Raw genomic sequence first — 23,655 nt, 5'->3', positions numbered from 1 at the left:
TGTCATGCGGCCAGATGCAACAATTCCTCGGCGGAAAGCTGGCTGCGAGCCAGTTCTCCGGCCTTTCGACCGTCCTTGAGCACGATCACCCGGTCAGCCATTCCCAGGATTTCGTCGGTTTCGGACGACACCATGATCACCGAGCCACCGCCGCGTGCGAAATCGGAGATGACCCTGTAGATTTCGCGCTTGGCGCCGACATCGACCCCGCGGGTCGGCTCATCGAGCAGAAGGATGCGTGGCGCGATCATGAACCACTTGCCAAGGACAACCTTCTGCTGATTGCCCCCTGACAGGTTGGCCACGGTCAACGCGTCACTTGCCGTCCTTATGCCCAGTTCCCGGATCATGCGGCTGGCGGCCTCGGCCTCCTGGCGGGAGCGCATCACGCCCAACCGGGACAATCGGTCAAGGCTGGACAGGCAAAGGTTGTCCCGCACGCTTGAGCTGAGAACCAGACCGGTCTGCTTCCTGTCCTCGGTCACATAGGCGATTCCGGCGGACATCGCATCCGATGGCCCCGAGATGCGCACCGGCTGTCCGTTGATGCTGAGGCGACCACCAGCCTCGTCCGACAAGCCGAACAACCTGTCCAGCACCTCGGTCCGGCCCGATCCCATCAGGCCGTAAAGGCCCAGGATCTCGCCCTCGCGCAGATCGAACGACAGGTCACGAACCCCGCGCGCGGCAGAAAGGCCTTCGGCCCGCAGAACGACCCGATCGGCCGGGGTGTTCTCCTTCACGAATTCCTCGTTCAGGGGGCGACCCACGATCAGCCTGATCAGCTCGTCCTTGGTTATGTCGCCTATCGCACCGTCCTCGACAAAGCGGCCGTCTCGAAAGACGGTGTAGTGATCCGCGATCGAGAAGATCTCCGACAGTCTGTGGCTGACGTAGATGAGACCCTTGCCGCGGTTTTTCAGCGTCGCGATGGCATCGAAGAGATGTTCTGCCTCAGCCTCGCCAAGGGCAGAGGTCGGCTCATCCAGGATGATCACCTCGGCGTCATAGCTCAGCGCCTTGGCGATCTCGACAAGCTGGGTCTGGGCGACCGTGAGATCCATCATCACGTCGGTCGCCCTGATGGCAAACCCGAAACCGTCCAACAGATCCTGCGTCTGACGGTTCAAGGTGGCAAAGTCTATGCGCCCGAAACTGCGCAGAGGTTCGCGCCCCATGTAGATGTTCTCGGCCACCGTCATGGCCGGGACCGGCGAAAGCTCCTGCTCGACGATCGCAATCCCGTTCTGCAGGGCCTCTGCCGGACTGGAGAACACGACTTCGCGGCCGTTGCGGCGGATCGTGCCGCCATCACGATCGTGAATGCCCATCACGATCTTCAGGAAGGTGGATTTCCCAGCGCCATTGCCGCCGCACAGGGCGTGCACCGTTCCGGCCTCAAGCCGAAATCTTCCGTCAATCAGTGCGGGCGAGCCCGAAAAGCTCTTGCTGAGCCCTTCGACCTCAAGCAACGGCGGCATGATGTCTTCCTCCCCTGCCCCGACAAATGTCAGATTTGTCTTGGCATGTGTAATCTAGGCGTAGTATTGCTTCTGTCAACAGGCATCTGACAATTGAAAAGCTGCCTATCGGAGGAGCGGAAGTGCTGCGACGCTACGCCTTGAAAAGGATCGGGAATCCGCCGCCCCACCCGTCCCTGCCGGGAAGTCCGGGCAGTCGCTCAGGGATGCCTCGTTGCAGGAAATGACGAATCGTTGGCCCAGGCCTACGGCCGGCAAGCTGCATGGCCCGAACCACAAGGAAAGGAATGCGCGGGATGAAACTGGCAATAGCGGGCGACAGCGCCGGAGAGGCCCTGGCAAAGGTGCTGGCCGACTACCTGAAGGACCGGTTCGATGTGGTCGAGGTGAGCCGTGTGGATGGCGTGGCGGACCCCTACTACGCCAATCTGTCGGATCGCGTGGCCAGCGCCGTCGCAGCGGGAACCTATGATCGCGCGATCCTGATCTGCGGCACTGGGATCGGGGTTTGCATCGCGGCCAACAAGGTGCCCGGCATCCGTGCGGCACTCACGCACGACACATATTCCGCCGAACGCGCCGCCCTTTCGAACAATGCCCAGATCATCACCATGGGCGCCCGGGTGATCGGAGTTGAGCTTGCCAAGGCCATCGCCGATGCATGGCTGGCCCAGACAATGCACTTCGACGCATCCGGACGGTCTGCCGGCAACGTGGCGGCCATTGATGCCGTGGACGCAAAGTACGCCGGGTCCGGGAACCATGTTCGGACTTCCTCATGATGCCCAGCCTGCGGGTCGCCTTCAAGGCGCTTCCGTTTGCTTCCCGGACGAGCCGGCCCATAGTGCATCAATCAGCCCAAGGTCGCGCCCCCGGTAGCAGCCCTGATGGCAGTCGGCGGCAATTCGCGGCGATGCGCCGGCGTGCATGTGAGTGAATGGCAGGGAATATCGGCAGCAGGTTCTGGTGCAGCGGCCCCCAACCAAGGGGGCCGCATCGGGTTTGCGAAGCAGATCGCATGCAGTTTCGGCATCTAGCCGGCTTCTGTGGCATTCCCTCCGAAAGCTTTCATCACGCTTCAGACCCGGCATAGTCTGTCGCCCGTTCGTCAGCCCAGATATCTGCTGCCGAACCGACGCCGTGCAGAAGTCGATGGACACCATCGACCGACGGATCACGCACCAATCTGCGACCAGGGGAAACATCACCAAGGCGCAATCTTCCGAACGCCAATAGACAAGTCGATACCCGATTGACAGCGTTGGAAGCAGAGAATGAATACCTAGTCCCCACCCCCGAAACACAACACCGTCGATCCGTCTTCGCGGCTCAGCCGAAGGCCGTCATCAGGGCCGACCGCGAAACCGCGCACCTCGGTCAGGGCTTTCAGATAGGCGCGTTCCAGTTCCATCGTGGCCGCGTCGCAGGCCATTCGCGTCACGGCAAGAGGCCCGAAGACGACTTTCCCGGCATCCAGTTCCGCTGTCCCGGCATAGCGGTTGCAACCCGCCCGCCCTGAGACCGCGCCGTCCGGCGTGACCGTCAGCCAGACATCCGCCATGTCCGGGATCGGTTCGGCATCCATGGTCTTCAACGTCCACACCAGATCGGCCACCCGCGCGACCAAGACCGAGGCATCCTCGCCTTCCGGACTGTCGGCCGTCTCGCAGGGCGCAGCGGCAAGTGGCCCGGCGACAAGGGCAAGCAAGGCAAGGGCAGGCAGCATCTGGCGCATGGACTTCTCCGACGACTCGCAACAGCCTATCATGGCCATCTGGCAATCCGAAGCCGGGACAACCGGACCCTTTCCAAATCGGGCTGATCCGGCTAACCGGGGCCATGCTTTCCTACCAGCACCTCTATCACGCCGGAAACCTGGCCGATGTCCACAAGCATGCCACCCTTGCCTGGGTGCTGGATTACCTGACGCGCAAGGACAAGCCGCTGACCTATATCGAAACCCACGCCGGACGCGGCGTCTATGACCTGACCGCCGCAGAGGCGGTCAGGACCGGCGAGGCCGCGGCCGGGATCGCGCTGGCCGAAGGCTGGTTCCCGCCGGATCACCCCTATCGCCAGCGACTGGACGAGACCCGCGCCGCCTATGGCCCCAATGCCTACCCCGGTTCGCCCCTGATCGCAGCCCTGGGCCTGCGCGAGACCGACACGCTGCAGCTGGCGGAACTTCACCCGCAGGAACACGCGCATCTGAAGGCCGTGGCGCAGGACTGGGGTGCCAATGTCTACCAGCGGGACGGGTTCGCGCTGGCCCTTGCGCTGACACCCCCAACCCCGCGGCGCGGGCTTATGCTGATCGACCCCTCGTACGAGGTGAAGGCCGACTATGACGCCATTCCGCGGCACATGACCAACATCCACCGCAAGTGGAACGTTGGCATCCTGATCCTGTGGTATCCGATTCTGCGGGGCGGGCCGCACGGGCCGATGCTCAAGGCGCTGGAAGCCACTTTTCCCGACGGCCTGCGGCACGAGATCCGCTTCCCCCCCGCGCGCGAGGGTCACAGGATGGAGGGCTCGGGCCTGTTTATCGTAAATCCGCCTTACGGGCTGGCCGAGGAACTTGCCGCGATCACGACCCGCTTCGCAAGGCTTTCCAAGCCGATCGCCAGACCCTAATCTCGAGCCATGATCGACCTTCTCCGCCGCCTTCTGGCCACCGCCCCGACATCCCTGCCCAAGCCTGATGCCCGGCTGGCGCTGGCGGCGCTGCTGGTCCGCGTCGCCCGCACCGATGGGCTTTACGCGGCAGAAGAGGTCGAACGGATCGACCGTGTGCTGGCCCTGCGCCACGGCCTTGGCCCGTTCGAGGCGGCAAGGCTGCGGACAGAGGCGGAAGAACTCGAAGCGCAGGCCCCCGATACCGTCCGTTTCACCCAGGCGATCAAGACGGCCATCCCGATGGAGGAGCGCGCCGAACTCATGACCGCGCTTTGGTCGGTGGCTCTGGCCGACAGACAGAGGGATGCGCACGAAGACCGGCTGATGCGCATGGTCGCCACGCTGCTGGGACTGACCGATGTCGAATCGGCCCAGGCCAGACAGCGTGCCGAAAGGCAGGCCCGGCAGGAATGATTGCCAGTCTGGGCATGTATGACTTCGGCCCGGCCATGGCCGCGAACGACCGGTTCTGGGCCCTGGTGCGCGACGGCCTGCGCGCGCGCGGGATTGCCGCGCCCGATACGCTGACCCGCGGCGAGGGCGCCTACTGGCCCGCATGGGAGGCGCCCGACCTCGTGCTGTCGCAAACCTGCGGCTACCCGTTCCGGGCGCGGCTGCACGGCCGGGTAACCTATGTCGGAACACCAGACTACAGGGTCGAGGGCTGTCCGCCCGGATATTACCGGTCGGTCTTCGTGGTCCGCACCGACGACCCCCGCCAGACCCTGCAGCAGTTTGACGGTGCGGCCTTCGCCTATAACGAGGCCCTGTCGCAATCCGGCTGGGCCGCACCGCAGACCCACGCAGCGAAACTGGGGATCCGGCTGTCCCCGGCACTCAGGACCGGCAGCCACCGGCTGTCGGCGCAGGCCGTGGCCGAGGAGAGGGCCGATATCGCTGCGCTGGACGCGGTAACCCATGCCCTGTTGCAGGACGTCGAGCCCTTCATGTCGCGCCTGCGGCAGATCGCGTTGACCGACCCGACCCCCGGCCTGCCCTACATTGCCGCTACGGGCGCCGATGCTGCGGCCACCTTCGACGCGATCGCCGGGGCGATTGCAGCCCTTTCACCCGGAGATCGCGCCGCCTTGCGCCTGTCGGGTATCGTGCGCCTTCCCGAAGCAGCCTATCTGGCTGTCCCGAATCCTCCTGCGCCGGAGGCGCTTCAGCCCGTGACCTAGGCAAATCGCCGCGTCATGGGTGTGATTTCGGCTGATTGTCCGTTGCAAAGCGGCAGAATCTCCGCCCTACTGCCTGATCAGACGCCCAAGGCCCCAGACCCGATGCCAGACACAGCCACCGACACCCCGGTCATCGAAATCCGCGACCTGCACAAGTGCTATGGCCCGCTGGAAGTGCTGAAAGGGGTCGATCTGGTCGCGCCACGCGGCCATGTCGTTTCACTGATCGGCTCGTCGGGTTCGGGCAAGTCCACGCTTCTGCGATGCTGCAACCTGCTGGAGGACAGCCAGCAGGGCGAAATCCGGTTCGAGGGCGAAGCCGTCCGCTGGAAGGGCGAAGGGCTGCATCGTCATCCCGCCGACCGCGCGCAGGTGACACGCATCCGCACCAACCTTTCGATGGTCTTCCAGCAGTTCAATCTGTGGGCCCATCTGACCATCCTGCAGAACGTGATGGAGGCGCCGGTCACCGTGCTGAAGCGCGACCCGAAGGAGGTCGAGGCCAAGGCGCGCGAATACCTGGCCAAGGTGGGCATCGCCGACAAGGCCGACGCCTGGCCCGCGCAGCTGTCGGGCGGCCAGCAGCAGCGTGCCGCCATTGCGCGCGCCCTGTGCATGGAACCCCGCGCACTTCTGTTTGACGAGCCGACCTCGGCGCTGGACCCCGAACTTGAGCAGGAGGTCGTCAAGGTCATCAAGGCGCTTGCCGACGAAGGGCGCACCATGATCCTCGTCACCCACGACATGAAGCTTGCCGCCGACTGCAGCGATCACGTCATTTTCCTGCACCAGGGCAAGATCGAGGAGGAAGGCCCCCCCGACCGGCTGTTCGGCACCCCGCAAAGCGAGCGGCTGCGCGGCTTCCTTTCGGCAACGGCCGCGTGATGACCTGCGCTGGCACCATCGCCGGGGCGGTGGCGGGGTTGGTCCTCGCGGCGTCCGAACCGGTGATCGTCGGGACCGACGGCCCGTTTCCGGCCTACATCCATGTGGACGAGGCCGGCACGATCACGGGCTTCGAACGCGACGTGATGGATCAGGTCTGCGACCGGGCAGCCCTGCGCTGCGACTGGCGGCTCGCGAATTTCGACCGGCTGATCCCCGGCGTGATGGCGGGAGAGTTCGACGTGGTCCTGGGTGGCATCGCCGTGAACGACGATCGCCGCGCACTGGTCGATTTTACCCAAAGCTACCACGGCACCGACCCGCAGGAATGGTATGTCGGCCGCCCAGGCGCACCTGAACCCGCGCGGGCGCTGACCGCCGTGCAGTCGGGCACTGTGCATGAGGCGCATCTGCGCAAGCTTGGCTTGCGGTTCACCGCATACAGGACGGAACCCGAGGTGCTGGCCGCTGTCGCCGAAGGCAGGGCAGACCTTGCACTCGGCCCGTTCGAGACAAGGGCCGACATCGCCGCATTCCTTGACGCAGAGGGGATGGATTACCTCTACTCCGACCTGATCCCGGACGACGGCGTGGCCATGGCCGTCTGCAAGGGAAATCCGCTGCTTGACAGTCTGAACGCAGCACTTGATGCCATGCGCGCCGACGGCACGCTTGCGGCCCTCGAAACCCGCTGGTTCGAATGAACCGGCGCAACATCCGATCCAAAGGGGAGACCTGGAATGAAGAAACTGCTTCTTGCCACAGCGCTGACCGCGCTTTCGGGCGCGGCCTTCGCGCAGGACGTCGTGCGTCTTGGCACCGAGGGCGCCTACCCGCCCTTCAACTTCATCAACGACGCCGGCGAAGTCGCGGGCTTCGAGCGTGAGGTGGGCGACGAACTGTGCAAGCGCGCCGGCCTGACCTGTGAATGGGTTACGAACGACTGGGATTCGATCATCCCGAACCTGCAATCGGGCAACTACGACGTCATCATCGCCGGGATGAGCATTACCGACGAACGCGACCAGGTGATCGATTTCACCCAGAACTACTTCCCGCCGGCAGCTTCGGCCTATGTGGCCCAGTCGCCCGACGTCGATCTGAAGGGCGTCGTGGCGGCTCAGGTCTCGACGATTCAGGCTGCCTATGTGGCGGAATCGGGCGCAACGCTGCTGGAATTTGCTACCCCCGATGAAACCATCGCCGCCGTCCGCAACGGCGAGGCAGTGGCGGTCTTTGCCGACAAGGACTTTCTTGCCCCGGTCGTGGCGGAATCGAACGGAGAGCTGGTCTTCGTGGGCGAGCCGGTCCAGCTGGGCGGCGGCGTCGGAATGGGCCTGCGCGAAAGCGATACCGAGCTGAAAGAGAAGTTCAACGCCGCCATCCAGTCGATGAAGGATGACGGCAGCCTGAACGTGCTGATCGAAAAGTACTTCGGCCCTGACGCGGCGAAGTTCTGAGGCAAGGGGGCGCGGCACTTGCCGCGCCCCGCATCCGCGATGTTCGACGCCTGCGCCGATCCCAAGGCCATCGAGGGCCTCACCTGGCTTGCTTGCTACCTGACCTCGGGCAAGCACATGGCATTCTATTGGTCGTTCGGGACGGTGCTTCTGCTTCTGGCCCTGACCGCCCCGGCCGCGCTGGCCATGGGCTTCCTCGGAGCCACCGCCGCACGTTCGCGCTTCCTTCCGCTAAGCCTTGTGGGCAAGGGCTATGCGGCCATCGTACGCGGGGTGCCCGACATCGTGTTCTTCCTGTTCTTCGTCATCGCACTCGACCAGGGCATCGAATACCTGAAAAGCCTGGCCGTCTGCCCCGATCACAGCTGGCCCTGGCAGGGGCTCGAGTTCCGCGTCTGCCCCGAGGCCAAGGTGCCGCTGGCGCGATCCCCGGCCGCCTGGCACCAAGCCTATGGCTTCGGCCTTGCAGTCTTCACCTTTGCCATCGTCTTCGGTGCCTTCGCCGCGAACGTGCTTTACGGAGCGATGAACGCCGTGCCGAAAGCCCAGCTCGAGACAGCCGAGGCCTACGGCATGTCGCACGCCCAGGTCTTCCGCCGCATCCTGGTGCCGCAGATGTGGGTCTATGCCCTGCCCGGCCTGTCGAACCTGTGGATGATCCTGATCAAGGCCACTCCGTTGCTGTTCCTTCTGGGTGTGAAGGACATTGTCTATTGGGCGCGAGAGCTTGGCGGGGCCAAGACCCAGGCCTACGACTATCCGCATCCCGACTGGCGCCTGTGGTATTTCCTTGCGCTGCTGGTCTTCTACCTGGTGTTCACGAAGGTTTCCGAGGTCGTGCTTTCCCGCATCTCTGCCCGGTTGAACCACGGCCAGGCCACCGCCGGCGGCGAAGCCCTGCGAAAGGCCGCGGCATGACCTGCTGGGAAACGATCCAGGCCTATGCCTTCCGATCCATCGGCCATGGCGAAAACCTTCTGCCGCGCAGTGATTTCACGATCTGCCAGCAGGTCACGCTGATCGGCTCGGGGATGATCTGGAACATCTACTTCGGCGTCCTGGCGCTGGCCCTGGGCTTCTTCCTGGCCGTAGCCGTGGCGCTGGGCAAGTCGTCGCGCCACCTTTTGGTGCGCAAGCCTGCCGAATGGTTCGTGTTCGTCTTCCGCGGCTCGCCACTGTTCATCCAGTTCTTCCTGGCCTACGAGGCGCTGCAGCTTCTGCCCAAGGCTGGCATCAACGTGCTTGGTATCACGGTGGAAACGGCATGGACCACCCGCGCCTGGGCCGGGGCGCTGTTTGTGCTGTTCCTGAACACCTCGGCCTATGCGGCCGAAATCTTTCACGGTGCGCTGAAGTCGATCCCGAAGGGCGACCTGGAGGCGGCGGAAGCCTATGGCATCACCGGATGGCAGAAGTTCCGCCGGATCCAGTGGCCCACCATGCTGCGCCTTGCCTGGCCTGCATACACGAACGAGGCGATCTTCCTGTTCCATGCAACGACGCTGGTCTTCTTCAGCGGCTTCCCTGCCTTCCGCCAGATGGGCGATGCGCTTTATTACGCCAACTATTTCGCTGACAAGACCTTCAACCCCTTCATCCCCTACCCCATCGTCGCGGGCTATTTCATCGCCCTGACGCTGCTCGTCATCGGTCTTTTCGGTCTGGTCAACCGCCGCCTGAACCGGCACTTGCCATCCAACGTCAAGAGCAGAATCCGCTTGCGTCCGCAGCTGATCCGATAGTAGGTTATTTTTGATCAAATTATCCGGGCACCCGCCCGGACCCTGCGGCAAAGCCGAAAAGAAGGCCCGCGGGGAGAGGCGATCGAAACCAGGGGAAGGACCAAGGGCATGGTCCGAACCTGCGCATCAGGCGGGCACTTGCGTGCCCGGGGCGCGGGGACCGTGCCCTACCTGATAGTATGATGATGAAGGATTGGCTGAGAAAGCACCCCGACGTGCGGACCATTCGCGTGGCCGCCGCGGATCTGAACGGGCAGGCAAGGGGCAAGCGCGTCCCCGCCCGCTTTGCGGAAAAGGTCGTGAAGGACGGGACGCGGTTCCCCTTCTCGGTCCTCAACCTCGACATCTGGGGCGAGGACATCGACGACAGCCCGCTGGTCTTCGAGCAGGGCGACCAGGACGGCGTGCTGAAACCCACCGAACGCGGCTTCATGCCGATGCCCTGGCTTGAGGCTCCGACCGCCCTTCTGCCGATCTGGATGTTCCGCGAGAACGGGCAGCCCTACGAGGGCGACCCGCGCCACGCGCTGCGCGCCGTGGTGGACCGCTACAAGGCCAAGGGGCTGACCCCCGTGGTGGCAATGGAGCTGGAATTCTTCCTGATCGACGATTCGGGCAAGACGCTGCAGGTTCCGCCCTCGCCCCGCTCTGGCAAGCGCCGCAAGGCGGCCGAGACGCTGTCGATCCGGGCGCTGGATGCCTTCGACACCTTCTTCACCGATCTCTACGACGCCTGCGAGGCGATGGACATTCCGGCCGATACCACGACCTCGGAAACCGGCCTGGGCCAGTTCGAAGTGAACCTGATGCATTGCGACGACGCCTTGCGGGCGGCCGACGATGCCTGGCTTTTCAAGATGCTGGTCAAGGGGCTGGCCCGGCGGCATGGCTTTGCGGCCAGCTTCATGGCGAAACCCTATGCCGATTATTCGGGGTCGGGCCTGCACACACATTTTTCGGTCATCGACGAGAAGGGTGACAACATCTTCGATTCCGGCGGACCCAAGGGCACGGCGCAGCTACGTCATGCCGTGGCCGGCTGCCTGGAGGCGATGCACGATTCCACGCTGCTCTTCGCGCCGCACCTGAACAGCTACGAACGGCTGGTCCCCGGAAAGCACGCACCCACCGCAATCTCCTGGGGCTACGAGAACCGCACGGCGGCAATCCGCATCCCGGCCGGCAATCCGGCGGCGCGCCGGATCGAACATCGCGTGGCGGGGGGCGATGTGAACCCCTATCTGATGCTGGCAGCAATCCTGGGTGCCGCGTTGATGGGGCTGGAGGATCAAAAGGAACCCCCCGCCCCCATCACCGGCAACGCCTATGCCATGGACCTGCCGCAGATCCCGTCCACCTGGGAAGCTGCGATCGACGCCTTCGAGAACTCCGATATTCTCTACCGCTTCCTGCCGAAGGAGCTGATCCGCAACATGGTCCAGACCAAACGGCAGGAACTGCACTACATCGCCGAACTTTCTCCCGAGGAACGGGTCGAGCTTTACCTCGACACCGTATAGCCGCGTGCCCCCCTTGACCGCCGGGGGGGCTTCACACCACCTTCTGCCTTGACCAGATCAGGAACGGACCCATGCAGATCGGCATCCTTCAGACCGGCGAAAGCCCCGATGCGCTGCGGCACCAGGGCGACTATCCGGATTTCTTCGAAACCCTGCTGGCGGGCAAGGGCTTGACCTTCCGCCGCTGGGCCGTCCTGCGCAACGAGTTTCCGAAGGACGTGCATGAATGTGACGGCTGGCTGATCACCGGTTCGCGCCACGGCGCGTACGAGCCGCACGACTGGATCCCGCCGCTGGAAGATTTCATCCGCAGGGCCTATGCCGAACATGTGCCGGTCGTGGGCATCTGCTTCGGCCATCAGATCATCGCCCAGGCCATGGGTGGCAAGGTCGAGAAATTCGCCGGCGGCTGGTCGGTCGGCCCGACCGAATACGATTTCGGCGACCGGACCTATACTTTGAACGCCTGGCACCAGGACCAAGTGGTGAAGAAGCCTGAAATGGCGAAGGTTCTGGCCTCCACGGCGCTGTGCGAAAACGCGGCGCTGCTTTATGACGACCGCATGTTCACCGTCCAGCCCCACCCCGAATTCCGCAAGGAGTTCATGGAGGGGCTGATCAAGCACCGGGGGCCGGGTCTGGTTCCCGACGCGCTACTGGCCGATGCCATGAAACGGCTCGACACGCCGCTCGACAGCCCGTCGATGGCCGACCGGATCGCGGAATTCTTTCTGACCCATCAAGCGAAGAAAACCGGGGCCGAGAAGCTCCGCGCCTGATCTGCGCGGGGGCCACCCCCCAAAACCAGTGTGACTCATGTCCAAGTGGACCGACCAGCTGCCCGAGGCGGCACGCGACTACATCGGCAACCGCCGGGTAGACGAAGTGGAATGCATCATCGGCGACATCGCCGGGGTGGCGCGCGGCAAGGCGATGCCCGCCGCGAAATTCGCCAAGCAGACCAGCTACTTCCTGCCGAATTCCATCTTCCTGCAGACCATCACCGGCGAATGGGCCGACAATCCCTTCGACGCCTTCACCGAACCCGACATGATCCTCGAGCCCGACTGGTCCACCGCCACGGCGGCGCCCTGGACGGCGGATGTGACGCTCCAGGTCATCCACGATGCCAAGGACCATGACGGCAACCTGGTCTCCTTCTCCCCTCGCAACGTGCTCAAGCGCATCGTCGCGCTCTACGAAGCGCAGGGCTGGCGCCCGGTGGTGGCGCCCGAGATGGAATTCTTCCTGACCGCGCGCAATACCGATCCGAACATGCCCGTCATCCCGCCGATGGGTCGGACCGGCCGGCGCGCTGCGGCAAAGCAGGCCTATTCCATGTCGGCGGTGGACGAATACGGCAAGGTGATCGACGACATCTACGACTTCGCCGAGGCCCAGGGCCTGGAAATCGACGGCATCCTGCAGGAAGGCGGCGCAGGCCAGATCGAGCTGAACCTTGCCCATGGCGACCCGGTCCGGCTGGCCGACGACGTGTTCTTCTTCAAGCGCCTGATTCGCGAGGCGGCGCTGCGCCACGACTGTTTCGCCACCTTCATGGCCAAGCCCATCGCCGGCGAACCGGGAAGCGCCATGCACATCCACACCTCGGTGGTGGACACGAAAACCGGCAAGAACATCTTCGCCGGGCCGAAGGGAGTGGAGACCGAAGCCTTCCTCCACTTCATCGGCGGGTTGCAGAAGCACCTCGGCGCCGCCGTGGCCCTCTTCGCGCCTTATGTCAACAGCTACCGCCGCTATGTCCCCGACTTCGCCGCGCCGATCAACCTGGAATGGGGCCGCGACAACCGCACCACCGGCCTGCGCGTCCCGATCTCCTCGGCCTCGGCCCGCCGTGTGGAAAACCGCCTGCCCGGCATGGACTGCAATCCATATCTCGGCATCGCCGCGACGCTTGCCTGCGGCTACCTGGGCCTGATGAACAAGGTTCAGGCGCGGCAGGAATTCACCGGCTCGGCCTATATCGACAGTGAGGACATCCCGGTGAACCTCGGCGACGCTCTTGACCTTCTCGACGAGGACGAGGCGCTGAAGGACGTGATGGGCCACGACTTCATCAAGGTTTATGACAGCGTAAAGCGGAACGAATACAAGGAGTTCCTGCAAGTCATCAGCCCTTGGGAACGCGAACATCTGCTTCTGAACGTCTGATGAACCTTTTGCACATCAACGACCGGCGCGGGGAATGGCCGCAAAGCTACTATGCCGCCACAGCCGCGCCCATCGACCGCTTTCCGGTCCTGAAGGGCGCGACCCGGGCCGATGTCTGCATCGTCGGCGGCGGATATACCGGCCTGTCGGCCGCGCTGCATCTGGCGCAGAAGGGCTTCGACGTGGTGCTCCTCGAAGCGCACCGCGTGGGCTTCGGCGCCTCGGGCCGCAACGGCGGTCAGGTGGGCAGCGGCCAGCGGCAGGACCAGGTCTGGCTGGAAAGGACCGTGGGACGCGAGAACGCCCACCGGCTCTGGGATCTGGCCGAGGAAGCCAAGACCCTGGTCAAGGCGCTCATCCGCGACCACGCCATGCCGGTCACCTTCCACCCCGGAATCGCCCATGCCTGCCGGACCGAGACCGAAGTTCGCGACACCCATGCCTACGCCGAGAAGCTGCGCCGCGACTACGGCTATCAGCACCTTGAGCTTCTGGATCAGGCGGGCATCCGGCGGCTGATCGGATCGACCGAATATGTCGGCGGCGAGATCGACCGCGACGCCGGCCACCTGCACCCGCTGAACTATGCCATCGGGCTGGCGAAAGCGGCGGCCGGGGCGGGGGTGCGCATCCACGAACTCAGCGAAGTCCACAAGGTGGAGCCGGGCCCCCGCCCCGTGGTGCGCACGCCATCGGGCCATGTCGATTGCGCTACGGTGATCCTTGCCGGCAACGGCTACCTCGGGCAACTGAGCCCGAAGGTTTCGGCAAAGGTCATGCCGATCAACAACTTCATGGTCGCGACGGAACCCTTGGGGGAAAGGGCGTGCGACCTTCTGTCCGAACCCGTCGCGGTTGCGGACACCCGCTTCGTCGTCAATTACTGGCGCCTGTCCGAGGACAACCGCCTGCTCTTCGGCGGCGGCGAGTCCTACGGCTACCGCTTCCCCGACATCATCCGGACCGTGTCGAAACCCATGCTTCAGGTCTATCCGCAACTGGCGAAGACCCGGATCGACTATGCCTGGGGCGGCACTCTGGCGATCACGGTGAACCGCATGCCCTGCTTTACCCGACCGGGCCAGAACGTGCTGTCCGCCTCTGGCTACTCGGGCCACGGCGTCGCCATGGCCACGCTGGCGGGTAAGCTGATGGCCGAGGCGGCGGCTGGGCAGATGGAACGCTTCGACCTGATGGCGAGCCTGCCGCAATACCGCTTCCCCGGCGGCGCGCTGCTGCGGTGGCCGCTGCTCGTCACCGCGATGACCTGGTACGCGATGCGCGATCGGCTGGGCATCTGACCCCTGTCGGCAGCGGGGTTTCACACCCCCGCACCCCTGTGGAGTACTTGGGAAAAGAGCAAGTACCTTTGGCCCTTTCCGGAAATGCTCTCGGAGCGCCGGCAGGCCAAGCGGTCTCGGTCAGGCCACATCGTGGTCCGCACCGGGGGGCTGCACCGGGCGCGCGATCTGGTATAAGCGGCGCCATGTCCCTGCCGACCGGATTCCTCGACGAGCTGCGAACAAGGGTGACCCTGTCCTCCATCGTGGGCAGGAAGGTCACCTGGGACATGCGCAAGTCGAACATGGCGAAGGGGGATTTCTGGGCCCCCTGCCCCTTCCATCAGGAGAAATCGGCCAGTTTCCACGTCGATGACCGCAAGGGGTTCTACTACTGCTTCGGTTGCCACGCGAAAGGCGATGCCGTCACCTTCGTGAAGGAGAGCGAGAACCTCGGCTTCATGGAGGCGGTGGAAATCCTCGCCCACGAGGCCGGCATGCAGATGCCCGCCCGCGACCCGAAGGCCGCCGAACGTGCCGACCGCCGGACGCTGTTGCACCAGGTGATGGACGAGGCGGTGAAATTCTACCGCCTGCAACTCAAGACCGCCGCCGGAGCGGAGGCCCGCGCCTATCTGACGCAGAAGCGTCGCCTGACCGAAGAGGCCTGGGAGCGCTGGGACATCGGCTGGTCGCCCGATAACGCACAGGCTGTCGTGGAGGCGCTGGCGGCCAAGGGCATTTCACCCGATCTGATGGTTGCCTCTGGCGTGGTCGCCCGACACGACTCGGGCCGGCACTACGACCGTTTCCACGGCCGGATCATCTTTCCGATCCGCGATGCTCGGGGCCGGATCGTCAGCCTCGGCGGCCGCAGCCTCGACCCGAACGCGCGGGCGAAATACCTCAACGGGCCGGAGACCGAGCTCTTCGACAAGGGCCGCAGCCTCTTCAACCACGGCCCCGCGCGCGAGGCCGCGGGCAAGGGCAAGACGCTGATCGTTGCCGAAGGCTACATGGACGTGATCGCGCTGAGCGAGGCGGGGTTCACCGCAGCCGTCGCGCCGCTTGGCACAGCCGTCACCGAGGACCAGCTGCGCATGATCTGGCGTATCGCCGACGAGCCGATCATGGCGCTGGATGGCGACAGTGCCGGGCTGAAGGCTGCGCAGCGGGTGATCGACCTGGCCCTGCCGCTGCTTGAGGTCGGCAAGGCGCTGCGCATCGCCATCCTTCCCGGCGGCATGGACCCCGACGACCTGATCAGGACCCACGGCGCGCCGGCCATGCAGGCCATCATCGACAACGCGAAGCCGATGGTGCAGCTTCTGTGGCAAAGGGAAACGGAGGGGCGGGTATTCGACAGCCCCGAGCGCCGGGCGGCGCTGGACAAGGTTTTGCGCGGCCACCTTGCCCGGATCACCGACCCGTCGATACGCAGCCACTATGCCGAGGAGATGAAACGCCTTCGGCATGAGCTGTTCGGGACCAATGGTGGCGCTTCGCGGCCATTTCAGCCCGGCCCGTTCCGCTCGCGCGGCAGGCACGCCGTACCAGGCGGTGCCTTGGCCACGACGCGCTCGTCGCTGCTGGCCCAGGCCCAGGGCCCGGTGGATGAGATCCTGCGCGAGGCGGTGATCCTGGCAACGCTAATCCTGCACCCAGCGCTGATCCATCGCTTCGATTCCGCACTTCAGCGCATGGACCTCAGTGACGAGAACCATGAAACCCTGCGCCGCCTGATCCTGACCCACGCCGACAGCCTCGATCTGGCCGCGAAGATCCGGGAATCTGCCCCGGGCGCCCTTGACGCCCTGTTCCGACGTCCCCATGTCGCCATAGCGCCGCCGGTCCGGAATGCGGGGGATGACGAGCTGGCCGCCCTCTGTCTTGCCGAGGAACTGGCGAAGCTCGAAGCCCGCAGGGGCGCGCGGCGCGAGATCGAAGATGCCATGGAGGATTTCGACGGCCTGCCCGACGAAGGTCTGACCTGGCGGCTTTCCAAGGCCGCCGAAGCGCGTCACCGTTCGGAAAAGGGCGGCGCGACCGACAGTTCGGACCTAGGCGAGGATCGGGCCGCACTGTCAAGACATCTGCAAGCCCTGATCGATAGCCAGATCTGGGTCAAGAAAAACCGCTGATTCGGGCTGTCGCCCCGACTGATTCGCGCTATTGATTCGAATGCATCGCCCCGATTCGCCCCTATGGAGACCTCATGGCCCTCAAGGACACTGACGACGCCAAGCCGGAAGCCGACGAACCCGATGTCTCGCTGGACATGAGCCAGGCCGCGGTCAAGAAGATGATCGCCGACGCGAAAGAGCGCGGCTACATCACCTATGACCAGCTGAATGCAGTCCTGCCGCCGGAACAGGTGTCCTCGGAACAGATCGAGGATGTCATGTCCATGCTGTCCGAAATGGGCATCAACGTCATCGAGGACGAAGAGGTCGAGGAAGGCGAGGCGCCCGTCGGCGATCTGGTCGACACCTCCACCAGCCGCGAACTTGCCGTCGCCGGCACGACCACCGAAACGCTCGACCGCACCGACGATCCGGTGCGAATGTATCTGCGCGAGATGGGTTCGGTCGAACTTCTGTCGCGCGAAGGCGAGATCGCCATTGCAAAGCGTATCGAGGCCGGTCGCAACACCATGATCGCGGGGCTGTGTGAATCGCCCCTGACCTTCCAGGCCATCATCATCTGGCGGGACGAACTTCTGAACGAAGACATTCTTCTGCGCGATGTGATCGATCTGGAAGCCACGTTCGGCCGCAGCCTCGATGGCGAAGAAGACATGGAAGGCCCCCCGCTGGACGAGGTCGGCGTGGGCCAGGCCGCGCCCCGCCGCGCCTCCAGCGCCGAACCGGAACTGGACGCCGACGGCAACCCGATCCTGCGCGAGATGGACGAGGACGAGGATGACGAGGCCTCGAACATGTCGCTGGCCGCGATGGAGGCCGCGCTGAAGCCGCGCGTGCTGGAAACGCTGGACTTGATCGCGCGCGATTACCAGAAACTGGCCGAGATGCAGAAAAGCCGGATGGATGCCACGCTATCCTCCAGCCAGCGCTTTTCCACGGCCGACGAGGCCGCATACCAGAAGCTGCGGTCGGAAATCGTGCTGCTGGTGAACGAGCTGCACCTGAACAACAGCCGGATCGAGGCGCTGATCGACCAGCTGTACGGCATCAACAAGCGGATCATGTCGATCAATTCGGCCATGGTCAAATTGGCGGATCAGGCCCGGATCAACCGGCAGGAATTCATCCAGGAGTATCAGGGTTACGAGCTTGACCCGACCTGGTTGGACCGCATGGCGCGAAAGCCGGGCCGGGGCTGGCAGGCGCTGATCGAGAAAAGCCGCGACAAGGTGGAAGAGCTGCGCGCCGAGATGGCCCAGGTCGGCCAGTATGTCGGCGTGGACATCAGCGAATTCCGCCGGATCGTGAACCAGGTCCAGAAGGGCGAGAAAGAGGCCCGTCAGGCTAAGAAGGAAATGGTCGAGGCGAACCTGCGCCTGGTGATCTCGATTGCCAAGAAATACACCAACCGCGGCCTGCAATTCCTTGATCTCATTCAGGAAGGCAACATCGGCCTGATGAAGGCGGTGGACAAGTTCGAATACCGCCGGGGCTACAAGTTCTCGACCTACGCGACCTGGTGGATCCGCCAGGCGATCACCCGATCTATCGCCGACCAGGCGCGCACCATCCGCATCCCGGTGCACATGATCGAGACGATCAACAAGCTGGTCCGCACCGGCCGCCAGATGCTGCACGAGATCGGCCGCGAGCCCACGCCCGAGGAACTGGCCGAGAAACTCCAGATGCCGCTGGAGAAGGTCCGCAAGGTGATGAAGATCGCCAAGGAGCCGATCAGCCTGGAAACACCCATCGGCGACGAGGAGGACAGCCAGCTTGGCGACTTCATCGAGGACAAGAACGCGATCCTGCCCTTGGATTCGGCGATCCAGGAGAACCTGAAGGAGACGACGACCCGCGTCCTCGCCTCGCTCACCCCGCGCGAGGAACGGGTTCTGCGGATGCGCTTCGGCATCGGGATGAACACTGACCATACCCTGGAGGAAGTGGGCCAGCAGTTCAGCGTCACCCGCGAACGTATCCGCCAGATCGAGGCCAAGGCGTTGCGCAAGCTGAAGCACCCCAGCCGTTCGCGGAAGCTGCGCAGCTTCCTCGATCAGTAGGGCGCGTGCGATGTCGCTCCTGTCCCGCCTCTTCGGACGGAAATCGGCCGATCCGGCCCCTGAATCCGGAACGGAAGGCGAGGATTACAAGGGCTACAGGATCGTCCCGCGGCCAATTCGCGAAGGCGGCCAGTTCCGGGTCGCCGCGCGGATCGAGAAGGACGGACGCGGGCACGATCTGATTCGCGCCGACACCATGGCCTCGGCCGAACAGGCAGCGGCGCTCTCGGTTGCCAAGGCCCGGCAGATGATCGACGAACAGGGCGACCGGCTGTTCGGCTGAACGGCGCAAGTCCCCCAGCTTTCCATCCGGTGCCCGTTCATCCCTGCCACAGGGATGGTGCGTGCGCACGCGTGCGCTTGCCTTGCGCGCAGCCCTTCCCCTTAATGCCGCCAGCCGGAACGACGCCATGGTTTCTTCCTGCCGTATCGGGTGCCGCTCACAAATGCGCTAAACCGCAGCCTTTCCGATCCTGGGCTAGATCGAAGAAGTCCGGGCCCGTGTGGAGCACGTTCCCGACGAGACCTCGGGCCTCTTGATCGGCGTCAACGTGCTGCCGCCCGATGCTCTTGTGTGGAAGCTGCCCTGCGGGCCCGACACGCCCACCAAACCGCAGGATGCGATCTGCTGGTTCAAGGAAGCCCCCGGCCAGTTCCGGGGTTTCGACAACCCGTCCCGAAAGACCGACTGCACCTAGTCCGGCGGCGCTGGCGCTGCCTCCCACCCTTCGCCCATGGCCAGGATGCAGGCCATGCCATTGGCGTAGCTTTGCACCAGCGTCCAGTCGCCCGAAGGCCGCCGCCAGACTTCAAGCAGCGCCTCGGCATCACGCAGGCCGGCACCAGCCAGCTCTGCCCCCGTCAACCGCGCCATGATTTCGACGCGCGGGGCGCATATCACCTCGGCAATCGGACCCTGCGCCTGTACCGGCCCGGCCAGCAGAATACAGCAAAGGATGAATCGCCGCTGCATACATGAAACTGTAACACGATGATGACGATTTTCACCCGTCTTTCCGCAGAGCATATCCCTGCCTGAGTCCCCGCAGCCACACCCTTGCCCCCAGATACGGTGGCCGAACCTTTGCCCTTCCCGAAATCCGCGCCCCTCGCCTATAGTCTGTAGTGGGAGCCGGGGGTCACACCCGGCCTTGAGGCAGGATAACCGAAAAGCAAGGGAGGGGGCCGATGCGCTGCCCATTCTGCGGCAACATCGACACGCAGGTGAAGGATTCCAGGCCGGCCGAGGATCACGTCTCGATCCGCCGGCGCCGGTTCTGCCCGGCCTGCGGGGGCCGCTTCACCACCTACGAACGCGTTCAGCTACGCGACCTGGTGGTCATCAAATCCTCGGGCAAGCGTGAGGATTTCGACCGCTCCAAGCTGGAGCGTGCCATACGCATCGCAATGCAGAAGCGCCCGATAGACCCCGAACGGATCGATCAGATGATCTCCGGCATCGTGCGGCGGCTGGAAAGCCTGGGCGATACCGACATCCCGTCGAAGCTGATCGGCGACATCGTGATGGAAAGCCTGGCACGCATCGACACGGTCGCCTATGTCCGATTTGCCAGCGTGTACAAGAATTTCCAGGCTGCCGACGATTTCGACCGTTTCGTCAGCGAGCTGCGGCCCGCCGACAAGCCGGAAGAGTGAGCGGGTCCGTCACAGACCGGGACCATATGGCCCACGCCCTGCGCCTTGCGACGCGGGGTCTTGGAAACGTGTGGCCCAATCCGGCCGTCGGCTGCGTGATTGTCAGGGATGGTCTTATCGTCGGTCGTGGCTGGACCCAACCCGGCGGTCGCCCCCATGCCGAAGCCCTGGCCCTCGCGCAGGCTGGTGCCCTTGCCGAAGGGGCCACCGCCTATGTGACGCTGGAACCCTGCGCCCACCACGGAAAGACCCCGCCTTGCGCCGAGGCGCTGATCGCAGCCCGCCTCGCCCGCGTCGTCACCGCCCTGACAGACCCTGACCCCCGCGTCTCTGGCCGGGGCCACTCACTGCTCCGCGCCGCTGGGATCGACGTGACCGAAGGGATCCTTTCCTCCGAAGCTGCGCAGATCAACGCCGGCTTCCTGAAACGGGTCACCCGGGGCCTTCCCTTCCTAACCCTGAAGCTGGCGGCCAGCCTGGACGGACGTATAGCCACCGCCACAGGCGAGTCCCGCTGGATTACGGGCCCCGAATCCCGCCGCCGGGTGCATGCCCTTCGCATGTCGCACGATGCGGTCATGGTAGGCTCTGGCACCGCGCTTGCCGATGACCCCGACCTGACAGTGCGCGACATGGGCGCGACACGGCAGCCCGTCCGCATCGTCGTGGACCGCCAGTTGCGCCATGCCGCCGATAGCCGCCTGGGGCGCACGGCAGCGGAACATCCAGTCTGGATCCTTCACGGACCGTCTGCGCCAGATCATGCACGATCCGCGTGGCAGGCCACCGGCGCCACCCTGATCGAAATCCCCGAAGAGGATGGCCGCCTCGATCTGCCCGCGGCCCTGTCCGCACTTGCGGACAAGGGGCTGACCCGCATCCTCAGCGAGGGGGGCAGTACGCTGGCGGCTGCGCTGGTCAGGGCCGGGCTGGTGGATGAACTCGCCATGTTCTGGGGCGGCAAGCTGATCGGGGCCGAGGGTCACCCCGCCCTTGGCCAGCTTGCCCTCGCTGCACTGCGCGATGCCCCCGCTCCACGGCCGATCGGTGTGCAGATCCTCGGGTCAGACGCCTATGCGCACTGGTCGATGCCTGCAACCTGCTGACAGCCATTCCGCAACTGTCGGTTCGACCTCGCCCGGCACCATGCCGCGCCGGCAGCCAATTCATGGCCGCGGGCTGTCCAGCTGCCCTCCTCAGGAGGGCCCGGACTGAAAGCGCGGGCAGGATACCCGCGCCTGCCCTGAATCCTTACCAGTGCCCGGTCGATGGCATGCTGGCCCAAGGCTCGGCAGGAGGCTTCGCTGGCCCGCGCTGCAGCAGTTCGATCGACACGTTGTCGGGCGACCTGACAAAGGCCATCCGCCCATCCCGCGGCGGCCGATTGATCAGCACCCCGTTGGCCTGAAGATGCGCGCACATCTCGTAAATGTCGTCCACCTCGTAGGCGAGATGCCCGAAGTGCCGACTGTCCGACGGCAGGCCGGGATCGCCATCCCAGTTGTAGGTCAGCTCGATCGGGCATTCCTCCTGCCCCGGCGGCGCCATGAACACCAGTGTGAAGCGGCCCTGCTCGCTCTCATGCCGGCGCGTCTCCTGCAAGCCCAGAAGCTTGTAGAAGGCGATGGATTTATCAAGGTCCTTCACCCGGACCATCGTATGCAGATAGCGGATCGTCATCCTGTCCTCCATTCGTTCATCTAGCGGTATCACAGCCATCGACCGCAAGCTATAGTCCAGTCCGACTCGCCACCACATGAGGCCCGCCATGCCGCTGACCCCCGAACAACTGGCCGAGATCGAGGCCGCCCGGGCCAATCCCCGCCACACGCTCCGCGCCGTCAGCGATGGCATGGAGGCGCATCTCTATCGCGTGCATCCGGTGCTCGACCACGGCTTCATCCGCGTCATCGACTACATGGGCGACGATGCCGCCATCGTCCAGGCCGCCCGCGTCTCATATGGGGCGGGGACCAAACACGTCCAGAACGACGAGGGGCTGATCCGCTACCTGATGCGGCACTGGCACTCCACCCCCTTCGAGATGTGCGAGATCAAGCTGCATGTGAAGCTGCCGGTCTTTGTCGCCCGCCAGTGGATCCGCCACCGCACGGCGAACGTCAACGAATATTCGGCGCGGTATTCGATCCTCGACCGGGAATTCTACATCCCCGCCCCGGAACATCTGGCGGCGCAATCGACGGTGAACAATCAGGGCCGGGGCGAGGTGCTGTCAGGGCCCGAGGCGGCACGGGTGCTGGAAATCCTGAAGCGCGACGCGACCACGGCCTACGACCATTACGAGACGATGCTGTCGCAGGAGGGCCAGCAGGGCCTCGCGCGCGAACTTGCACGGATGAACCTGCCGATGAACATCTACACGCAGTGGTACTGGAAAACGGACCTGCACAACCTCTTCCACTTCCTGCGCCTGCGCGCCGACAGCCACGCCCAATATGAAATCCGCGTCTATGCCGAGGCGATAGCGGCCTGCGTGAAGGACTGGGTGCCGCTGGCCTATGGGGCCTTCGAGGACTACCGTATGGGCGGCGTGACGCTCTCGGCCAAGGCGATCGCGGTTCTGAAGCGGCGGCTGGCCGGCGAGACAGTGACGCAGGAGGCCTCGGGGATGAGCAAGGGCGAGTGGCGGGAGTTCGTGGAGGTCTGGGGGTAGATGGCGTTGAGCACGAAAAGGGCACTGGCTGGGATGACGCCATCCAAAAGGTGCTTGGGGTGACCTGCCCCTCGGACGTCCCTCGTTCATAACGAGAGTCCTTGGGGTTGATAGTGGTCGGTTTCGGGTTGGGCAAGCGCGCTGGGTGCGGCGCCCTCAGAGTGCTCAAGCGCCCGGCGCGCTTCTGCTGGCGACTTGCTGCCCAGCGATGAATGCGGCCTGACGTTGTTGCAGTCGTAGCGCCAAAGGTCCAGCTTTCGACTTGCGTCGGCGAAGCTGTCGAACAACTTCTCATTCAGGCATTCGTAGCGCAGGCCGCCATTGAACGACTCGATGTAGCCATTCTGCTTTGGCTTGCCCGGGTCGATGTAATGCCACTCGACCTTGTTGTCGTTCGCCCATTTCGCTTCGCGGACCTTCGGTTCAGGATGGCCTTGCTGGTGAACTCGGTTCCGTTGTCGGAGACGATGCAGGCGGGCTTGCCATAGATCCGGACCAAGGCATCAAGTTCCCGCGCCACCCTGGCCCCCGCGATGCTGGTGTCGGCGATCAGGGCAAGGTTCTCACGGCAGCAATCGTCGTTCACTGCCAGTGACGTTGCCCCCAACTTTTATCCAGCGTGAGCGAGACTCCGGGTTTGAGTTTTGCCTGTTTGGGCGGGTTGGGCAACGGGGGCTGGCGCGGAGCTTTGCGGGTTGCGCAGCGTCAGGCCCCGTTG

The 23,655-nt window shown here is 64.5% G+C and carries 24 protein-coding genes and 1 pseudogene; 20 read left to right on the top strand and 5 right to left on the bottom strand.

Annotation, left to right across the window (positions count from 1 at the left end; all coding sequences use genetic code 11):
- Window positions 1–2 precede the first annotated feature (2 nt).
- On the bottom strand, window positions 3–1,481 hold the full coding sequence (locus EYB42_RS12080; protein ID WP_135450372.1) for a sugar ABC transporter ATP-binding protein: 1,479 nt from the start codon (window positions 1,479–1,481) through the stop codon (window positions 3–5).
- Between the two features lie 296 nt (window positions 1,482–1,777).
- On the opposite strand from EYB42_RS12080, the gene EYB42_RS12075 reads away from it, so the two are divergent.
- Window positions 1,778–2,263, top strand: a complete 486-nt coding sequence (locus EYB42_RS12075; protein WP_135450371.1) for an RpiB/LacA/LacB family sugar-phosphate isomerase — start codon at window positions 1,778–1,780, stop codon at window positions 2,261–2,263.
- 500 nt (window positions 2,264–2,763) lie between these two features.
- On the opposite strand, the gene EYB42_RS12070 is transcribed toward EYB42_RS12075, so the two are convergent.
- On the bottom strand, window positions 2,764–3,216 hold the full coding sequence (locus EYB42_RS12070) for an META domain-containing protein (RefSeq protein ID WP_167851008.1): 453 nt from the start codon (window positions 3,214–3,216) through the stop codon (window positions 2,764–2,766).
- Window positions 3,217–3,320: 104 nt separating this feature from the next.
- Between EYB42_RS12070 and EYB42_RS12065 the strand changes: the two genes are divergently transcribed.
- The 16 genes from EYB42_RS12065 to EYB42_RS11990 all read left to right on the top strand — a co-directional run bounded on the left by EYB42_RS12065 (window position 3,321) and on the right by EYB42_RS11990 (window position 19,305).
- A complete protein-coding gene (locus EYB42_RS12065; RefSeq protein WP_135450369.1) occupies window positions 3,321–4,118 on the top strand; it encodes a 23S rRNA (adenine(2030)-N(6))-methyltransferase RlmJ in 798 nt (265 codons plus the stop codon).
- Between the two features lie 9 nt (window positions 4,119–4,127).
- Window positions 4,128–4,574 carry a tellurite resistance TerB family protein gene (locus tag EYB42_RS12060; protein WP_135450368.1) on the top strand — a complete coding sequence of 149 codons (447 nt, stop codon included), beginning with the start codon at window positions 4,128–4,130 and terminating at the stop codon, window positions 4,572–4,574.
- Window positions 4,571–5,341 carry a phosphate/phosphite/phosphonate ABC transporter substrate-binding protein gene (locus tag EYB42_RS12055; protein WP_135450367.1) on the top strand — a complete coding sequence of 257 codons (771 nt, stop codon included), beginning with the start codon at window positions 4,571–4,573 and terminating at the stop codon, window positions 5,339–5,341. The genes EYB42_RS12060 and EYB42_RS12055 overlap by 4 nt, the downstream gene beginning before the upstream one ends.
- Window positions 5,342–5,443: 102 nt before the next feature.
- Window positions 5,444–6,226 carry an ABC transporter ATP-binding protein gene (locus tag EYB42_RS12050; RefSeq protein ID WP_135450366.1) on the top strand — a complete coding sequence of 261 codons (783 nt, stop codon included), beginning with the start codon at window positions 5,444–5,446 and terminating at the stop codon, window positions 6,224–6,226.
- The gene (locus EYB42_RS12045) at window positions 6,226–6,930 is read left to right on the top strand and encodes a substrate-binding periplasmic protein (RefSeq protein ID WP_135450365.1); all 705 of its coding nucleotides are present in this window, start codon (window positions 6,226–6,228) and stop codon (window positions 6,928–6,930) included. The genes EYB42_RS12050 and EYB42_RS12045 overlap by 1 nt, the downstream gene beginning before the upstream one ends.
- 36 nt (window positions 6,931–6,966) lie before the next feature.
- Window positions 6,967–7,686, top strand: a complete 720-nt coding sequence (locus EYB42_RS12040; RefSeq protein WP_135450364.1) for a transporter substrate-binding domain-containing protein — start codon at window positions 6,967–6,969, stop codon at window positions 7,684–7,686.
- 39 nt (window positions 7,687–7,725) lie between these two features.
- Entirely contained in the window at window positions 7,726–8,604 is an 879-nt protein-coding gene (locus EYB42_RS12035) for an ABC transporter permease (protein WP_135450363.1), read from the top strand.
- Window positions 8,601–9,428 (top strand): ABC transporter permease, encoded by an 828-nt coding sequence (locus EYB42_RS12030; protein ID WP_135450362.1) that lies wholly within the window; start codon window positions 8,601–8,603, stop codon window positions 9,426–9,428. Before EYB42_RS12035 ends, EYB42_RS12030 begins: the two co-directional genes overlap by 4 nt.
- Window positions 9,429–9,613: 185 nt before the next feature.
- Window positions 9,614–10,948, top strand: a complete 1,335-nt coding sequence (locus EYB42_RS12025) for a glutamine synthetase family protein (RefSeq protein ID WP_135450486.1) — start codon at window positions 9,614–9,616, stop codon at window positions 10,946–10,948.
- Window positions 10,949–11,019: 71 nt separating this feature from the next.
- Window positions 11,020–11,727, top strand: a complete 708-nt coding sequence (locus EYB42_RS12020) for a type 1 glutamine amidotransferase (protein WP_135450361.1) — start codon at window positions 11,020–11,022, stop codon at window positions 11,725–11,727.
- Between the two features lie 37 nt (window positions 11,728–11,764).
- Window positions 11,765–13,120 (top strand): glutamine synthetase family protein, encoded by a 1,356-nt coding sequence (locus tag EYB42_RS12015; RefSeq protein WP_135450360.1) that lies wholly within the window; start codon window positions 11,765–11,767, stop codon window positions 13,118–13,120.
- Window positions 13,120–14,421 (top strand): NAD(P)/FAD-dependent oxidoreductase, encoded by a 1,302-nt coding sequence (locus EYB42_RS12010; protein WP_135450359.1) that lies wholly within the window; start codon window positions 13,120–13,122, stop codon window positions 14,419–14,421. The genes EYB42_RS12015 and EYB42_RS12010 overlap by 1 nt, the downstream gene beginning before the upstream one ends.
- A 185-nt stretch (window positions 14,422–14,606) precedes the next feature.
- Entirely contained in the window at window positions 14,607–16,541 is a 1,935-nt protein-coding gene (dnaG, locus tag EYB42_RS12005) for a DNA primase (protein ID WP_135450358.1), read from the top strand.
- Window positions 16,542–16,615: 74 nt separating this feature from the next.
- On the top strand, window positions 16,616–18,607 hold the full coding sequence (rpoD, locus tag EYB42_RS12000; RefSeq protein WP_135450357.1) for an RNA polymerase sigma factor RpoD: 1,992 nt from the start codon (window positions 16,616–16,618) through the stop codon (window positions 18,605–18,607).
- 10 nt (window positions 18,608–18,617) lie between these two features.
- Window positions 18,618–18,890 (top strand): HlyU family transcriptional regulator, encoded by a 273-nt coding sequence (locus EYB42_RS11995; RefSeq protein WP_135450356.1) that lies wholly within the window; start codon window positions 18,618–18,620, stop codon window positions 18,888–18,890.
- Between the two features lie 220 nt (window positions 18,891–19,110).
- Entirely contained in the window at window positions 19,111–19,305 is a 195-nt protein-coding gene (locus EYB42_RS11990; protein ID WP_135450355.1) for a hypothetical protein, read from the top strand.
- Here EYB42_RS11990 and EYB42_RS11985 read toward each other — a convergent pair.
- Window positions 19,302–19,580 carry a hypothetical protein gene (locus EYB42_RS11985; protein ID WP_135450354.1) on the bottom strand — a complete coding sequence of 93 codons (279 nt, stop codon included), beginning with the start codon at window positions 19,578–19,580 and terminating at the stop codon, window positions 19,302–19,304. The two genes, EYB42_RS11990 and EYB42_RS11985, sit on opposite strands and share 4 nt — an antisense overlap.
- 215 nt (window positions 19,581–19,795) lie before the next feature.
- On the opposite strand from EYB42_RS11985, the gene nrdR reads away from it, so the two are divergent.
- Together nrdR and ribD are read left to right on the top strand one after the other, a co-directional pair.
- A complete protein-coding gene (nrdR, locus tag EYB42_RS11980) occupies window positions 19,796–20,263 on the top strand; it encodes a transcriptional regulator NrdR (protein WP_135450353.1) in 468 nt (155 codons plus the stop codon).
- Window positions 20,260–21,369, top strand: a complete 1,110-nt coding sequence (ribD, locus tag EYB42_RS11975; protein ID WP_346763309.1) for a bifunctional diaminohydroxyphosphoribosylaminopyrimidine deaminase/5-amino-6-(5-phosphoribosylamino)uracil reductase RibD — start codon at window positions 20,260–20,262, stop codon at window positions 21,367–21,369. The genes nrdR and ribD overlap by 4 nt, the downstream gene beginning before the upstream one ends.
- A 145-nt stretch (window positions 21,370–21,514) precedes the next feature.
- Here ribD and EYB42_RS11970 read toward each other — a convergent pair whose 3' ends face one another.
- Complete coding sequence (locus tag EYB42_RS11970; protein ID WP_135450485.1) at window positions 21,515–21,943, bottom strand: VOC family protein; 429 nt, start codon at window positions 21,941–21,943, stop codon at window positions 21,515–21,517.
- Between the two features lie 88 nt (window positions 21,944–22,031).
- On the opposite strand from EYB42_RS11970, the gene thyX reads away from it, so the two are divergent.
- Window positions 22,032–22,937 carry an FAD-dependent thymidylate synthase gene (gene thyX / locus EYB42_RS11965; protein ID WP_135450351.1) on the top strand — a complete coding sequence of 302 codons (906 nt, stop codon included), beginning with the start codon at window positions 22,032–22,034 and terminating at the stop codon, window positions 22,935–22,937.
- 86 nt (window positions 22,938–23,023) lie between these two features.
- Here the strand turns inward: thyX and EYB42_RS11960 are convergent.
- A pseudogene (locus EYB42_RS11960) lies at window positions 23,024–23,529 on the bottom strand (integrase core domain-containing protein); the annotation flags it as partial.
- Between the last annotated feature and the right edge of the window lie 126 nt (window positions 23,530–23,655).

The organism is Tabrizicola caldifontis, from assembly GCF_004762095.1.
GTDB classification, from domain to species: Bacteria; Pseudomonadota; Alphaproteobacteria; order Rhodobacterales; family Rhodobacteraceae; genus Tabrizicola; species Tabrizicola caldifontis.
This window is presented reverse-complemented; position numbering and strand designations above follow the sequence as displayed.

Bases quoted from the DNA above. Each gene is read 5' to 3' on its own strand.
- EYB42_RS12080 (WP_135450372.1), bottom strand. From the start codon at position 1,481: ATGCCGCCGTTGCTTGAGGTCGAAGGGCTCAGCAAGAGCTTTTCGGGC.
- EYB42_RS12075 (WP_135450371.1), top strand. From the start codon at position 1,778: ATGAAACTGGCAATAGCGGGCGACAGCGCCGGAGAGGCCCTGGCAAAG.
- EYB42_RS12070 (WP_167851008.1), bottom strand. From the start codon at position 3,216: ATGCGCCAGATGCTGCCTGCCCTTGCCTTGCTTGCCCTTGTCGCCGGG.
- EYB42_RS12065 (WP_135450369.1), top strand. From the start codon at position 3,321: ATGCTTTCCTACCAGCACCTCTATCACGCCGGAAACCTGGCCGATGTC.
- EYB42_RS12060 (WP_135450368.1), top strand. From the start codon at position 4,128: ATGATCGACCTTCTCCGCCGCCTTCTGGCCACCGCCCCGACATCCCTG.
- EYB42_RS12055 (WP_135450367.1), top strand. From the start codon at position 4,571: ATGATTGCCAGTCTGGGCATGTATGACTTCGGCCCGGCCATGGCCGCG.
- EYB42_RS12050 (WP_135450366.1), top strand. From the start codon at position 5,444: ATGCCAGACACAGCCACCGACACCCCGGTCATCGAAATCCGCGACCTG.
- EYB42_RS12045 (WP_135450365.1), top strand. From the start codon at position 6,226: ATGACCTGCGCTGGCACCATCGCCGGGGCGGTGGCGGGGTTGGTCCTC.
- EYB42_RS12040 (WP_135450364.1), top strand. From the start codon at position 6,967: ATGAAGAAACTGCTTCTTGCCACAGCGCTGACCGCGCTTTCGGGCGCG.
- EYB42_RS12035 (WP_135450363.1), top strand. From the start codon at position 7,726: ATGTTCGACGCCTGCGCCGATCCCAAGGCCATCGAGGGCCTCACCTGG.
- EYB42_RS12030 (WP_135450362.1), top strand. From the start codon at position 8,601: ATGACCTGCTGGGAAACGATCCAGGCCTATGCCTTCCGATCCATCGGC.
- EYB42_RS12025 (WP_135450486.1), top strand. From the start codon at position 9,614: ATGAAGGATTGGCTGAGAAAGCACCCCGACGTGCGGACCATTCGCGTG.
- EYB42_RS12020 (WP_135450361.1), top strand. From the start codon at position 11,020: ATGCAGATCGGCATCCTTCAGACCGGCGAAAGCCCCGATGCGCTGCGG.
- EYB42_RS12015 (WP_135450360.1), top strand. From the start codon at position 11,765: ATGTCCAAGTGGACCGACCAGCTGCCCGAGGCGGCACGCGACTACATC.
- EYB42_RS12010 (WP_135450359.1), top strand. From the start codon at position 13,120: ATGAACCTTTTGCACATCAACGACCGGCGCGGGGAATGGCCGCAAAGC.
- dnaG (WP_135450358.1), top strand. From the start codon at position 14,607: ATGTCCCTGCCGACCGGATTCCTCGACGAGCTGCGAACAAGGGTGACC.
- rpoD (WP_135450357.1), top strand. From the start codon at position 16,616: ATGGCCCTCAAGGACACTGACGACGCCAAGCCGGAAGCCGACGAACCC.
- EYB42_RS11995 (WP_135450356.1), top strand. From the start codon at position 18,618: ATGTCGCTCCTGTCCCGCCTCTTCGGACGGAAATCGGCCGATCCGGCC.
- EYB42_RS11985 (WP_135450354.1), bottom strand. From the start codon at position 19,580: ATGCAGCGGCGATTCATCCTTTGCTGTATTCTGCTGGCCGGGCCGGTA.
- nrdR (WP_135450353.1), top strand. From the start codon at position 19,796: ATGCGCTGCCCATTCTGCGGCAACATCGACACGCAGGTGAAGGATTCC.
- EYB42_RS11970 (WP_135450485.1), bottom strand. From the start codon at position 21,943: ATGACGATCCGCTATCTGCATACGATGGTCCGGGTGAAGGACCTTGAT.
- thyX (WP_135450351.1), top strand. From the start codon at position 22,032: ATGCCGCTGACCCCCGAACAACTGGCCGAGATCGAGGCCGCCCGGGCC.